This window comes from Sphingomonas sp. OV641, from assembly GCF_900109205.1.
GTDB lineage: Bacteria > Pseudomonadota > Alphaproteobacteria > Sphingomonadales > Sphingomonadaceae > Sphingomonas.
On the sequence record NZ_FNZB01000002.1, the window covers coordinates 239,934 to 251,912 of the forward strand.

An 11,979-nucleotide genomic window follows, 5' to 3' on the forward strand; every position below is an offset into this window, starting at 1 on the left:
GGGTGGGCCCGATGCCCGCCGATCTGATCCTTGCCTCCGCTTCGCCCCGTCGGCTGGCGCTGCTCGCGCAGATCGGCGTCGTACCCGCGCGCGTGCTCGCGCCGGACGTTGACGAAACGCCGCTGAAGGCGGAGCGGCCGCGCGATTACGTGCTGCGCGTCGCCGGCGCAAAGGCCGCCGCCGTGCCGCGGGGGACGGGCGAGGTCGTTCTCGCCGCCGATACCAGCATTGCCGTCGGGCCGCGCATTCTCGGCAAGCCGGTGGACGAGGCGGATCTTGTGCGCATGCTCCGGTTGCTCTCCGGGCGCCGCCACCACTGCCTGTCGGCGGTCGTGGTGGTTGATGGAGCGGGCAAGGTGCGCACCCGCCTTTCTGACACGCTTGTCGCCTTCAAGCCGCTGACCGACGCAGAGATCGCCGGCTATGTTGCCAGCGGCGAGGGCATGGGCAAGGCGGGTGGTTACGCCATCCAGGGGCGCGCAGAGGCGTTCGTGCGCCGCATCCATGGCTCCTACTCCGGCGTCGTCGGCCTGCCGCTGTTCGAGACTCAGGCGCTGCTGGCCACGGCGGGCGTCGCCTTTGCCTGAGTGGCTGTACGAAGCCGGTGTCGGCGAGCAGCGCGCCGCCCTGATCGATGATGATGGCACGATCCTGCGCGCGCGGATCGCCGTCGACGGCGGCGGTCCGCAGCCCGGTCTCATCGCACCGGCCCGGCTGATCGAGCGCAATCTCGCCCGGCTCGACACGGGCGAGGATGTGGCGCTGCCGCGCGCGCCGGCCGGGATCACGCTCGGGGCCGCGATCCAGGTCGAGATCACCCGCGCCGCTATTCCCGAACCCGGCCGTCCGAAGCCGCCGCGCGGCCGGATCACCGACGCGCCTTCCCGCGCCGCCCCCACCTTGCGACAACGCCTCACCGACGCGCCCGTCCGTGAGCTGCGCGCGCACGAGCCCGACGCGCTGGAGGCCGCCGGCTGGTCGGAAATGCTGGAGGAGGCGATCACTGGCGACATCGCCTTTCCTGGCGGCATGCTGCGCCTGTGGCCCACGCCGGCCATGGCGCTGTTCGATGTCGACGGGGATCCGCCGCTTGAGGTGCTAGCCGTGCGCGCCGCAACGGCCGTCGCCGCTGCGATCGAGCGTCATGACATCGGCGGCTCGATCGGCATCGACTTTCCGACGCTCGCGGGGCGCGAGGCGCGTCAGGCTGTCGCCGCCGCGATCGATTCGCGGCTTGCGCAACCTTTCGAGCGCACAGCGGTGAACGGCTTCGGCTTCCTGCAGATCGTGCGCGGCCGAACTTCGCCGTCCTTGCCCGAAATCCTCCGCGCCGATCCCGTCGGTGCTGCCGCACGGGCCGCCTTGCGCCAGATCGAGCGCACGCCCCCTCCCTCTCCCAACCGCTTCCGCCTGCCCCCAGCGGTGCGCGCGCGAATCACCGAACGTGCGGACTGGATCGCCGCGCTGGTGCAACGCACTGGCCGCACGCCCATATTCGACGCATGACCGACACCTGCCCTCTCTGCGCTCAGCCGAGCGACCCCGCCAACGCCCCCTTCTGCTCGCGCCGCTGCAAGGACCGCGATCTCCTGCAATGGCTCGGCGAGGGTTATCGCATTCCCGGTGCACAGATCGATCCGGATGGGCTGGACAGCGGGCGCACACCCGATTAGGGGGACCGCTCCCCGGCGTTCCGCCGGTGTGCCCAGGTAGCTCAGTTGGTAGAGCATGCGACTGAAAATCGCAGTGTCGGCGGTTCGATCCCGTCCCTGGGCACCATTCTTCCTCGACATTGATGTGAACCGAGCTGCCTCGTTGGCGCGCAGAGCCAAGATCCTCGTGCGGCCGACTTGATGGCTGCCATAGGTTACGACGCGCTATGCCCATTGCGGTGGATTATGTCGCTGACACGTTGAACATCTCGCCCGACATGTAGCCGCGACCAGACCGAATGGTTGGAATAAAGCGATCCGGTCACAAACATCACTTAAAAGACTGGTCCCGCGCTCCGTTGCTGACAAAGTAAGCACGGCCCGTTTATCATAGCGCAAACGGGCAAGGGGGGCGCTCGAGTGAAGCATCGTCGTGAGATCGACGGGCTGCGGACTGTCGCAGTCCTGCCAGTTCTGCTGAGCCATGCCGGCGTGTCGCTTTTTGCCGGCGGTTTCGTCGGCGTGGACGTGTTCTTCGTCATCAGCGGTTATCTGATCACCGGGATCATCCTGTCCGAGCTGGACAACGGGCGCTTTTCCATTGTGCGCTTCTATGAGCGTCGCACCAGACGATTACTGCCGGCGCTGTTCGTCGTGCTCGTCGCCTGCCTGATCGCCGGATGGTTCCTGATGAGCGCGGACGCCTATCAGAACCTTGGCCAGAGCATCGTCGCCACCACGCTCTTTTCGAACAACATCCTCCTCACCGTCACCAGCGGCTATTGGGACATGGAATCCCAGTTCAAACCGCTGCTCCACACCTGGAGCCTGGGGGTCGAGGAACAATATTATATCGTCGTACCGCTGCTCCTGGCGGCCGTTCACCGCTTCCTCCGTCGCCACGTGCCGCTTGCCCTGGCGCTTGTCGGGCTGGCCAGCTTCCTCCTGTGCCTCTGGAGCATGCGGGCGCATCCGGTCGGCAACTTCTACCTTCTCCACACCCGCGCCTGGGAACTGGCGGCGGGCGGCTGGGCGGCCACCATCCGCTCGCCCGATGCCGGTCGCGGCTCGGACCCGCTGGCCTTGACCGGCCTCTTGATGATTGCCGCGGCCGTGCTCGGCTTGCCGGAAGGATCGCCTTCGCCCGCGCCGGCGATCCTGCTGCCGGTGACAGGCACAGTTTTTGTCCTGCTCTACTGCCGCGCCGGTCTGGCGCACCGCTTCCTGTCCTCGCCGATGATGGTGGGCATCGGCCTCATCAGCTACAGCACCTATCTCTGGCATCAGCCGCTGTTCGCCTTTCTGCGCGTCGCCAGCATCAGCCCGCCACCGACGTGGCAGTTCGTGGCGCTGATCCCGGTCGCGCTGATCCTCGCCTGGGCGAGCTGGCGTTTTGTCGAACAACCTTTCCGCGACAGATCGATGCGCTTTCGCGCGGTCGCCGCGGTGCTGCTGCCGACAGCCATCGCCTTGCTGGCGATCGGCACCGTCCTGCACCTGCGTGGCGGCCTGCCGCAGCGGTTCGACATGGCGCCGGGAGCTGACCGGCCGGCGACGTTCAAGGCGTACAACATGGGCGTGCTCGCGCTCAAAGCCGATCGCTTCCCGCCCGGTACGCAGCGACGCGCGCTTGTTCTGGGCAACAGTACCGGGCGCGATTTCGTGAACATGGCGCGGGAGGCGAATGCCCTCGCCGGCTACGCCATCGTCTATCGCGACGATCTGGACCTGTGCGATGGGGCCCGGCTCAGTGCCACCAAGCGCGCGCTGGTCGCCGCGGCAACATTGATCGTGCTCGTTTATGATCACAAGCCGCGCCAGACATGTAATGGCCGGCTGCTGGCGGAGCGCGCCGATCTGCGCGCCAAGATCCTGTTCGTCGGCCCCAAGGATTTCGGGACCAACCTAAACCCCTTTGCCCGATTGCCGCTTCATCAGCGTGCCGCCGCGCGCGTCGCGCTCTCCGATCAGGCGCTTGCCGCGAGTCGGCTGTACCGCGCGATCACGCCCGCCGAGCTTTACCTTGATGTCATCGCCGCGCTCTCTGCCGATGGCCGGCGTCTGCCCGTCTTCGACGAACAGGGCCGGATTCTTAGCGAGGACCGGGTTCACGTCACGCGCGCCGGCGCGCGCTTCGTGGGCGAGCGGCTGTTTCGCCAGCCGGTCTGGCGGCAGATGATCGCCCGCCGCGCACTGGATCGTGACTGATGGCGCGGGTGCGGGTGCGGCAAGCCGCGCTTACCCGCCGCCGGAGCGCTTCGCCTTGGCACCGCCAAGCGCCGAAAGCACGCCGCGCAGGGTGCGCACTTCCTGGCTGCTCCAGCCCGGCTTGGTCAGCAGCGTGCGCAAGGTGCGCCGAGTCGCCGGCGTGCGATCGGGCGGGAAGAAGAAATTCGCCTGCTCGAGCATTGCATCCAGCTGCCCGATCATGCCCTCCAGCTCCTCCTGCGGCGCCGGCGGCTCCAGCGCCACTTCCGGCGGGGAGGCAAGCGCCTCCCCCTTGGACCATTCATAGGCCACCAGAATTACCGCCTGGGCGAGGTTCAGGCTGCCGAACTCGGGATTGATCGGCACGGTCAAAATGGAGCGCGCCAGCGCCACATCGTCCGTTTCTAGGCCGGACCGCTCGGGGCCAAACAGGATGGCGCTACGACCCGGCGCCGCGCGCATCTCAGTTGCGGCCTCTTCGGGCGTTACGACCGGCTTGGTCACGCCGCGCTTGCGTACGGTGGTAGCATAGACATGAGGGCAGTCCGCCACCGCATCCGCCACCGTGTCGAACACGCGCGCATTGGCCAGCACGATGTCCGCGCCCGATGCGGCAGGCCCCGCCGCCGGATTCGGCCAGCCGTCCCGCGGCGCAACCAGGCGCATCTCCGTCAGCCCGAAATTGAGCATGGCGCGCGCTGCCTTGCCGATATTCTCGCCAAGCTGCGGCCGGACGAGGACGATGACGGGCGAAGCGGAAGCATCAGAAACCATGGCGTGCGCCTATCCGGCGATCGGGTGGCGAGACAAGCACCGGATCAATCCAGGCAGATCAGCTACGCCCGGCTTCCTCGACCGTACCAGCGAATTCCTCGAAATCGCGTGCCTCGGTGAAGTCGCGATAAACGCTGGCGAAGCGAATATAGGCGACCGAATCAAGGCCCTTCAGCGCCTCCATCACCATTTCGCCGATCCGTTTGGAGGTCACTTCCGCCTCGCCGCTGGTCTCCAGCTGCCGCTGAATGCCGCTGACCAGTCGCTCAATCGCTACCGTGTCCAGCGGCCGTTTGCGTGCGGCGATGCCGATCGACCGTAGCAGCTTCTCGCGATCGAACGACTCGCGCCGGTCTTCGGATTTCACCACCGTCAATTCGCGAAGCTGGATCCGTTCGAAGGTGGTGAAGCGCGCGGCGCATCCTTCGCACTGGCGCCGCCGCCGGATGGCCGCTCCGTCATCGGTCGGCCGGCTGTCCTTCACCTGGCTCGCATCGTGGCCGCAGAAGGGACAGCGCATGTTTCTATGTCCTGGAAGCCGTCATTCCCGCGCAGGCGGGGATCCATAACCTCATACGTTGCGCCTCCATCGAGAGGCTAGCCAGTATGGATCCCCGCCTGCGCGGGAATGACGGTAGTTGATGAGATCAGATCTTGTCCCGGCGTGCATAGGCCACGCCGGCCCCGACCAGCGCGCCCAGCACCGGCCCCACGAAGGGCACCGGAATCGCCAGTACCGCGCCGACCGCGCCATATTTCGCCATCTTCTTGCCGAGCCCCGGCGTGTTCTGGACGGTGTGCTGCACTTCCTCGATCTTGGACACGTTCACCTCACTGATAGATCGGGAAACGAGCGCACAGCGCGCGAACTCGTTCCCGCACGGCCGCTTCGACCTCCGCGTCGCCAGCCTCGCCCTTCTTGGCCAGACCGTCCAGCACATCGGCGACCATGTTGCCGATCTCGCGGAACTCGGCCGTGCCGAAGCCGCGCGTCGTGCCCGCAGGCGAGCCGACGCGGATTCCGCTGGTCTTCACCGGCGGCAGCGGATCGTTGGGAATGCCGTTCTTGTTGCAGGTAATTCCGGCGCGCTCCAGCGCCTCGTCCGCATCCTTGCCCGTCACCCCCAGCGGGGTGAGGTCGACCAGCGCGAGATGCGTGTCGGTTCCGCCCGAAACTATTGCCGCACCGCGCTCCTTCAGCGTCGCGGCCAGCACCTTGGCATTCTCCACAACCGCGGCGGCATAGCTCTTGAACTCGGGGCGCAGCGCCTCGCCGAACGCCACCGCCTTGGCAGCGACGACATGCATCAGCGGGCCGCCCTGCAGGCCGGGGAACACCGCCGAGTTGATCTTCTTCGCAATCGCCTCGTCATCGGTCATGATCATGCCGCCGCGCGGGCCGCGCAGCGTCTTGTGCGTCGTGGTGGTTACGACATGCGCATGGCCGAATGGCGTCGGGTGCACCCCGCCCGCGACCAGGCCAGCGAAATGCGCCATGTCGACCATGAAGAACGCGCCGACCTTGTCCGCGATCGCGCGGAAGCGGGCGAAATCGATGTGCCGCGGATAAGCGGAGCCACCGGCGATGATCAGCTTGGGCTGCGTCTCAATGGCCTGCTTCTCGACTGCATCATAGTCGATCAGATGCGTGTCGGGCGTGACGCCATATTGCACCGCGTTGAACCATTTGCCGCTCATCGCCGCCTTGGCGCCGTGCGTCAGGTGCCCGCCCGAATCGAGGCTGAGGCCCATGATCGTCTCGCCCGGCTTCACCAGCGCGAGCATCACCGCGCCGTTCGCCTGCGCGCCCGAGTGCGGCTGAACGTTGGCAAAGCCGCAGCCGAACAGCTGCTTGGCGCGATCGATCGCGAGCTGCTCGACCTCGTCGGAGGGGTGGCAGCCCTGGTAGTAGCGCTTGCCCGGATAGCCCTCGGCGTACTTGTTCGTGAACACGCTGCCCTGCGCTTCGAGCACCGCCTTGGAGACGATGTTCTCGGATGCGATCAGCTCGATCTGGGTCTGCTCGCGGTCCAGCTCATGCTCGACACCGGCGAAGACGGCGGGATCCACCTCGGCAAGGCTGCGGGTGAAGAAGCCATCAGGCTGCACGTCGTTCAACGTGGTCGGGTTGGTGCTCATGCGGCGGGCTCCTTCTGGAAATCAGGCGCGCCGAGCTTGTCGACGCGGGGGGCGTGGCGGCCGCCAGCGAAGGCGGTGTCGAGGAAAGCGGTAATGCAGGCCTTGGCCATGTCCTCGCCGATCAGGCGGGCTCCAAGCGCAAGGGCGTTGGCGTCATTATGCTCGCGCGACAACGCGGCGGCGAGCGGATCGGACACCAGCGCGCAGCGCACCGCCGGGTTGCGATTCACCGCGATGGAAATGCCGATCCCCGATCCACACAAGGCGATGCCGCGCTCCGCCTCTCCGCCCGCCACGGCGGTGGCGAGCTTGAAGCCGAAATCGGGATAATCGACGCGCGCGTCGGTGGCGGGGCCAAGATCGAGGACGTCATGGCCGGCCTCCTGCAGCCAGGCGACAAGCGTCGCCTTCAGCGACACGGCGGCGTGATCGGAAGCGATGGCGACTCGCATGAGGCTCGGCGATGCTCTTGGCAGTGACGGATGCGCGCGCCTTTAGCCGGGGTGTCACGGGAATGCCATGGGGGTCGGTAGATCATAGACTCCCGCCCCGTTCGCCCTGAGCTTGTCGAAGGGCGTGTCATGCGCGCACCGCCCGGCGGCATGTGCTTCGACAAGCTCAGCACGAACGGTGATGGTTTGGCGCTAGCCCCGCTTCGCCTCCTGCCGGAATCGATGCAGCAGCGGCTCGGTATAGCCTGACGGCTGCGTCACGCCCTCGAAGATCAGCGCACGCGCCGCCTTGAACGCGAACCCGTCGCGGCTTAGTCGCACATACAAGGGATCGCCGGCATTCTGCGCATCCACCTTCACCGCCATGCGATCGAGCGCCGCATCCACCTCATCCGCGGTGCACACGCCGTGCAGCAGCCAGTTCGCCAGATGCTGCGAGGAAATGCGCAAGGTCGCGCGATCCTCCATGAGCCCCACGTCATGAATATCGGGCACCTTGGAACAGCCCACGCCCTGATCGATCCAGCGCACGACATAGCCGAGGATGCCCTGGCAATTGTTGTCGAGCTCCTCGCGGATCTCCTCCGGCGTCCAGTTGCGACCCGCCGCGAACGGCACCGTCAGCAGCCGCTCCAGAGCGGGCGGGGCCTCCCCGGCAATCTCCGCCTGCCGCGCGAACACATCCACCGCATGATAATGCAGCGCATGCAGTGTCGCGGCGGTCGGCGACGGCACCCACGCCGTGTTCGCGCCCGATTGCGGATGGCCGATCTTCTGCGCCAGCATGTCCGCCATCATGTCTGGCGCGGCCCACATGCCCTTGCCGATCTGCGCCTTGCCGCTGAGCCCGCACGCGAGGCCAATGCGCACGTTGCGATCCTCATAAGCGGCGATCCAGTCGGCCTTCTTCATCTCGCCCTTGCGGATCACCGGGCCGCCACGCATCGCGGTGTGGATCTCGTCGCCGGTGCGATCGAGGAAGCCGGTGTTGATGAACACGATCCGGTCGCGCACGGCATGGATGCACGCCGCGAGATTGGCCGAGGTGCGCCGCTCCTCGTCCATCACCCCCACTTTGATCGTATGGCGCGTCAGACCCAGCAGATCCTCCACCGCATCGAACAGCCGGTTGGTGAACCCCGCCTCGTCCGGCCCATGCATCTTGGGCTTCACGATATAGATCGACCCGGCGCGGCTGTTCTGGAGACTGCCGAGCCGCTTCAGATCATGCAGCCCGATCAGCGAGGTGAGGATCGCGTCGAGAATCCCTTCCGGCGCTTCCGACCCATCGGGCAGGATGATCGCCGGCGTCGTCATCAGATGCCCGACATTGCGCACGAACAGCAATGAGCGACCGGGGAGCGTGAAGCTGGTCCCGTTCGGCGAGGTGTAGGTTCGGTCGCCCGACAGCTTGCGGGTCAGCGTATGCCCGCCCTTCTCGAACGTCTCGACCAGATCGCCGCGCATCAGCCCGAGCCAATTGCGATAGGCCGCCACCTTGTCCTCGGCATCCACCGCCGCAACGCTGTCTTCCAGATCGACGATCGTCGTTAGCGCGGATTCGAGCACCACATCGGCGATACCGAGCGGGTCGGTCTTGCCGATCGGGTGTTCGCGATCGACCAGGATCTCGATGTGCAGCCCGTTGTGGACGAACATCACGCCCTTATCGAATTTCGCGTATCGATGCGCGCAATCGCCCCCGGTCAGCGCCGCCTCCCAGCCCGGCAGCGTCTCGTCGAGAAACGCCCGCGCCCGCGCGATCACCTGCGCGCCGCGCTCTGCGTCGTACCCCCCCGGCTTGGCTTTCCCAGGCAGCGCGTCGGTGCCGTAGAGCGCGTCATACAGGCTACCCCAGCGCGCATTCGCCGCGTTGAGCACGAAGCGCGCGTTGAGGCTCGGCACCACCAATTGCGGTCCGGCCATCGTCGCGATCTCGGGATCGACATTCTCCGTGCCGATCGTGAACGGCGCCGGCTCGGGCACGAGATAGCCGATCTCGGTCAGGAACGCCGCATCCACCGCCTCGCCCGCGGCGTAGCGCGCGTCGATCGCCGCCTGCAGTTCCTCGCGCCGGGCGAGGAGCGTGCGGTTCTCCGGGGTGAAATTCGCGAACACATCCGCCGCGCCCTGCCAGAAGGCGTCGGGCGCGATGCCGGTGCCCGGCAGCGCCTCCTGCTCGACAAAGGCGACGAGGCGGTCGTCGACCGAAAGGCCGGCGCGGGTCTGCATGCGGAATCCTCCTGACGTTGGTGTTCAATCGCCTGGGGAGGGCGAGCGGTGGTTAGGCGATGGGTGGGAGGAGGGCAAGTGCGCCAATCTCCCTCTCCCCTTCAGGGGAGAGGGGCAGTCCTGCGGAGCGGCCAAGCAACCCAACACTGCCCCTCTCCCGACCTCGCCTGCGGCTCGGCCACCCTCTCCCCTGAAGGGGAGAGGGCTTTGCCGTCACGCCCGTTTCCACACCATCATGTCACCCTCGGACACCACCTCACCGGATGTCCCCACCGGCTCCGCGCTCCCATCGCTCAGGAAAGCAATCGTCGCCGCATCCTCCGCCGGCACCTTCACCAGCGTCCGCGCGCCCCCCGGCGTCATCGCCACGACCACCCCGGCCTTCGCCGAGCCGTCACGGTTATAGAACACCGTGTACGTCTCCACCTGAGCCGGCCCGGTATAATCTTTCACCAGCTCCGGCACCGGTCCCCGCGCCGCATCCGCCTCCGCCTGAAGATCGAACTCCCACGCCTCACCCGCCCCGGGCAAAGGCTCCATCCCCAGCACGATCGCATGATTGTGCGTCGCAAACCCGCCGTTCGCGAACAACAAGCCCTTGCGCCCCTCGCCCGCCCGCAGCGAATCGACCATCTCGGCCACGGCATGCGCCATGTAATTGCCGATCGGCCCGCCCCCGAAGGTCAGCCCGCCGAACACCGTCGCCGGCTTCTCGACCGGCCAGCCGATCACCCGCCGCGCCATCTTCGGCACGCAGGGGAAGCACGAATAGAGCTCGACCAGGTCGAGATCGTCCGCGCTTACCTCATTGAACTCCAGCGTGCGGCGAAGGCACACCTCCATGCTCGGCGACTTGTCGTAGCGATCCCGCGCCATGAAATCGTCCGCCTCATGCGCGCTGGCACCGCGCCCCACATAGACGATCCGCTCCTCCGGCACCCCGCGCCGCCGCGCCTCGGCGAGGCTGGTGACGATGAACCCCGCGCCCTGATTAACGCTCGAATTCGCCACCATCAGCTTGGTATAGGGAAAAGCGATCGGGCGGTTGTCCGCCGTCGCCTCGGTCACTTCCTCAACCGTCTTCGGCGCATGGATCCACGCCGCCGGCGTCTGCGCCGCGACCTCGGAAAACCGCGACCAGATCTCGCCCGACTCACGCTGCCCCTCGGCCAGCGATTGCCCATACGAAGCCCGCCCGGCATTCTCGTACAGCGGGTAAACATCCACCGGCGTCGTCAGCCCATAGATCTGGCGATAGCCCGGCGCGCGCCCCTTGCTGAGATTGCGCAGCGGATTCTGGTCCGCCACGCTCGTCTTCGCCGCCAGCGCCGCGCGCTGGCTCGCGGTGCGCAGCGCCTCGCCGCCGGTCACCGCCGCCACCTTGATCTCGCCGCGCGCGATGCGGTTGGCCGCCTCGTTCAGCAGCAGGATCGGGCTGTCGCCGTTCGGCCCGACCGATTCATAGACGATGCCCGCCTTGGACCCGATCCCGTCGGCGACCTTCTGCGCCAGCGGATTGTCCTGGCGGAAGCTGATCTGCGCCACGACCGCGACCGAATCCACATCCGCCAGCCAGCCGCCGCCCGCATCCTTGTCGGCCTCTTCCAGCGCGGCGATCATCAGCCCGAGCGAATCCTTGCCCGCCATCGGATCGGTCGGGCGGTCGTTGACCTGCCCGACGCCGACGATGACCGCGACCTTCTCTGCATCCACCGCCATTACTTCGCCTTCCACACCGGCGCGCGCTTCTCGGCAAAGGCCTTGGGCCCCTCGCGCGAATCCTCGCTGGTGAAGACGATCTTGGTCTCGTCGCGGTTCTGCGCCCAGGCTGCTTCCTCGCGCGCCACCTTGCCGCCCGAAATCCCCTGCGCCATTCGCTTCGACGCCTGCACCGACAGCGGCGCGTTGACCGCGATCCGCTCCGCCAGCGCAAAGGCGGTATCAAGCAGTGCCTCTCGCGGCGCGACCGCGTTGATCAGCCCCAGCTCCAGCGCGCGCTGCGCATCGATCGGATCGCCGGTCAGGATCATCTCCATCGCGATCTTCTTCGGCAGCTGCTCGGGCAAACGGAACACGCCGCCGGCCGCCGCGAACAGCCCGCGCTTCGGCTCGGGCAGGCCGAACTTCGCCTCTTCCACCGCCACGGCCAGATCGGCCGCTAGCGTGATCTCCAGCCCGCCGCCCAGCGCCATGCCGTTCACCGCCGCGATCACCGGCTTGGAGATCGCATGACTCACGATTCCGGCAAAGCCCCAGGCCGCCTTGGTCTTGTCCTCCGGCGCCAGGCTTTCGCCGCGCGACAGCGCCACCAGATCCGCGCCCGCGCAGAACGACTTGTCGCCCGCGCCCGTCACGATGACGACGCGGATCTCCGGGTCCTTGTCCGCCGCTTCCAGCGCGTCGCCCACGCCTTCATGCACGAAGCGATTGACCGCATTGCGTGCTTCCGGGCGGTTGATCGTGATCAGCATCACGTTCCCGCGCGTCTCGACGGTGACGGCTTCATTTCCCAATTCGGCCAT

Annotated in this window: 12 protein-coding genes and 1 tRNA gene; 5 read left to right on the top strand and 8 right to left on the bottom strand. The window is 67.1% G+C overall.

What is annotated here, in order from left to right; translation table 11 throughout:
• The first annotated feature begins 11 nt into the window (after positions 1 to 11).
• From BMX36_RS12060 to BMX36_RS12080, 5 genes are all read left to right on the top strand, one after another.
• A complete protein-coding gene (locus tag BMX36_RS12060; RefSeq protein WP_093065818.1) occupies positions 12 to 587 on the top strand; it encodes a Maf family protein in 576 nt (191 codons plus the stop codon).
• Positions 580 to 1,506: a ribonuclease gene (locus tag BMX36_RS12065; RefSeq protein ID WP_093065820.1), complete on the top strand. Its 927-nt coding sequence runs from the start codon at positions 580 to 582 to the stop codon at positions 1,504 to 1,506. Before BMX36_RS12060 ends, BMX36_RS12065 begins: the two co-directional genes overlap by 8 nt.
• Positions 1,503 to 1,673 carry a DNA gyrase inhibitor YacG gene (locus tag BMX36_RS12070; RefSeq protein ID WP_082745974.1) on the top strand — a complete coding sequence of 57 codons (171 nt, stop codon included), beginning with the start codon at positions 1,503 to 1,505 and terminating at the stop codon, positions 1,671 to 1,673. The genes BMX36_RS12065 and BMX36_RS12070 overlap by 4 nt, the downstream gene beginning before the upstream one ends.
• Positions 1,674 to 1,703: 30 nt before the next feature.
• Positions 1,704 to 1,779 (top strand) — tRNA-Phe (locus BMX36_RS12075).
• Between the two features lie 293 nt (positions 1,780 to 2,072).
• Entirely contained in the window at positions 2,073 to 3,860 is a 1,788-nt protein-coding gene (locus BMX36_RS12080; RefSeq protein ID WP_177179125.1) for an acyltransferase family protein, read from the top strand.
• A 30-nt stretch (positions 3,861 to 3,890) separates the two neighbouring features.
• Here BMX36_RS12080 and BMX36_RS12085 read toward each other — a convergent pair whose 3' ends face one another.
• From BMX36_RS12085 to BMX36_RS12120, 8 genes are all read right to left on the bottom strand, one after another.
• Positions 3,891 to 4,634 carry an RNA methyltransferase gene (locus tag BMX36_RS12085; protein WP_093065824.1) on the bottom strand — a complete coding sequence of 248 codons (744 nt, stop codon included), beginning with the start codon at positions 4,632 to 4,634 and terminating at the stop codon, positions 3,891 to 3,893.
• Positions 4,635 to 4,692: 58 nt separating this feature from the next.
• Positions 4,693 to 5,154 carry a transcriptional regulator NrdR gene (gene nrdR, locus BMX36_RS12090; RefSeq protein WP_066776567.1) on the bottom strand — a complete coding sequence of 154 codons (462 nt, stop codon included), beginning with the start codon at positions 5,152 to 5,154 and terminating at the stop codon, positions 4,693 to 4,695.
• 127 nt (positions 5,155 to 5,281) lie between these two features.
• Positions 5,282 to 5,458 (bottom strand): hypothetical protein, encoded by a 177-nt coding sequence (locus tag BMX36_RS21720; RefSeq protein ID WP_177179126.1) that lies wholly within the window; start codon positions 5,456 to 5,458, stop codon positions 5,282 to 5,284.
• Between the two features lie 7 nt (positions 5,459 to 5,465).
• Positions 5,466 to 6,773, bottom strand: coding sequence for a serine hydroxymethyltransferase (gene glyA / locus BMX36_RS12100; RefSeq protein ID WP_093065826.1), 1,308 nt, complete (start codon positions 6,771 to 6,773; stop codon positions 5,466 to 5,468).
• The gene (gene rpiB, locus BMX36_RS12105) at positions 6,770 to 7,225 is read right to left on the bottom strand and encodes a ribose 5-phosphate isomerase B (RefSeq protein WP_093065828.1); all 456 of its coding nucleotides are present in this window, start codon (positions 7,223 to 7,225) and stop codon (positions 6,770 to 6,772) included. The genes glyA and rpiB overlap by 4 nt, the downstream gene beginning before the upstream one ends.
• Positions 7,226 to 7,417: 192 nt before the next feature.
• Positions 7,418 to 9,457, bottom strand: coding sequence for a malate synthase G (locus tag BMX36_RS12110; RefSeq protein WP_093065830.1), 2,040 nt, complete (start codon positions 9,455 to 9,457; stop codon positions 7,418 to 7,420).
• A 213-nt stretch (positions 9,458 to 9,670) separates the two neighbouring features.
• Positions 9,671 to 11,176: an acetyl-CoA acetyltransferase gene (locus BMX36_RS12115; RefSeq protein WP_093065832.1), complete on the bottom strand. Its 1,506-nt coding sequence runs from the start codon at positions 11,174 to 11,176 to the stop codon at positions 9,671 to 9,673.
• Positions 11,176 to 11,979, bottom strand: coding sequence for a crotonase/enoyl-CoA hydratase family protein (locus BMX36_RS12120; protein ID WP_093065834.1), 804 nt, complete (start codon positions 11,977 to 11,979; stop codon positions 11,176 to 11,178). Before BMX36_RS12120 ends, BMX36_RS12115 begins: the two co-directional genes overlap by 1 nt.

Bases quoted from the DNA above. Each gene is read 5' to 3' on its own strand.
- BMX36_RS12060 (WP_093065818.1), top strand. From the start codon at position 12: ATGCCCGCCGATCTGATCCTTGCCTCCGCTTCGCCCCGTCGGCTGGCG.
- BMX36_RS12070 (WP_082745974.1), top strand. From the start codon at position 1,503: ATGACCGACACCTGCCCTCTCTGCGCTCAGCCGAGCGACCCCGCCAAC.
- BMX36_RS12085 (WP_093065824.1), bottom strand. From the start codon at position 4,634: ATGGTTTCTGATGCTTCCGCTTCGCCCGTCATCGTCCTCGTCCGGCCG.
- nrdR (WP_066776567.1), bottom strand. From the start codon at position 5,154: ATGCGCTGTCCCTTCTGCGGCCACGATGCGAGCCAGGTGAAGGACAGC.
- glyA (WP_093065826.1), bottom strand. From the start codon at position 6,773: ATGAGCACCAACCCGACCACGTTGAACGACGTGCAGCCTGATGGCTTC.
- rpiB (WP_093065828.1), bottom strand. From the start codon at position 7,225: ATGCGAGTCGCCATCGCTTCCGATCACGCCGCCGTGTCGCTGAAGGCG.
- BMX36_RS12110 (WP_093065830.1), bottom strand. From the start codon at position 9,457: ATGCAGACCCGCGCCGGCCTTTCGGTCGACGACCGCCTCGTCGCCTTT.
- BMX36_RS12115 (WP_093065832.1), bottom strand. From the start codon at position 11,176: ATGGCGGTGGATGCAGAGAAGGTCGCGGTCATCGTCGGCGTCGGGCAG.
- BMX36_RS12120 (WP_093065834.1), bottom strand. From the start codon at position 11,979: ATGGCCGAATTGGGAAATGAAGCCGTCACCGTCGAGACGCGCGGGAAC.